The organism is Clostridium sp. UBA1652, assembly GCF_002320975.1.
Lineage (GTDB): Bacteria > Bacillota > Clostridia > Clostridiales > Clostridiaceae > Clostridium_T > Clostridium_T intestinale.
The window spans coordinates 1-683 of record NZ_DCLI01000099.1; the positions used below are offsets into that span (position 1 = coordinate 1).

1 protein-coding gene is annotated in these 683 nt (G+C 36.6%); it reads left to right on the forward strand.

Features of this window, described 5'->3' with window-relative positions:
- Positions 1–241: 241 nt before the first annotated feature.
- Entirely contained in the window at positions 242–637 is a 396-nt protein-coding gene (locus B3N22_RS23505) for a (deoxy)nucleoside triphosphate pyrophosphohydrolase (RefSeq protein WP_123257322.1), read from the forward strand.
- The last annotated feature ends 46 nt before the right edge of the window (positions 638–683 follow it).

The window sequence follows — 683 nt, forward strand, 5'->3', positions numbered from 1 at the left end:
CGCGCTGAGCCGCTTCGGCTTTCAGCCTGCAGGGTCTCAGACTGTCTCGCTAATCCCACAGGAGTCTCACCCCCTCCACTTCAAGCAACTCATAAAAATGCAATTCTACTTCACCATTTTTGGTTCCAATCCCAAAGATAATAAATTCAACTTTTTAAACAGCGAAGAATGATTTACTATCTATCCCTAACTATATGCTATTATTAATTTATAACAACATTCTTCAGGAGGAATCCATCAATTGAAAAAAACAGTAAATGTAGTAGCAGGAATTATTGAAAACCATCAAAATGAAATATTATGTGCACTTCGTTCCCCTCAAATGACTATTCCAAATAGATGGGAATTCCCTGGTGGGAAAGTCGAAAAAGGGGAGGATATCTATACTGCACTTGAGAGAGAAATTAAGGAAGAATTAGGATGTATAATAAAAGCAGACCAACTTTTCCATGAACATACACATGAATATGATACATTTATCATTACGCTAATTTGTATTAAAGCTAAAATCATAGATGGAACACCAGCTGCTAGTGAACATTCCAAACTAGTATGGTTAGAGAGAGAGAATTTAGATTCATTAAAATGGGCGCCTGCAGATATTCCAGCAATGACAGCATTAATAAATGAAAAATAAAAAATGCTAGGATTTCATCCTGGCATCAGACTGTCGACAAACTCCT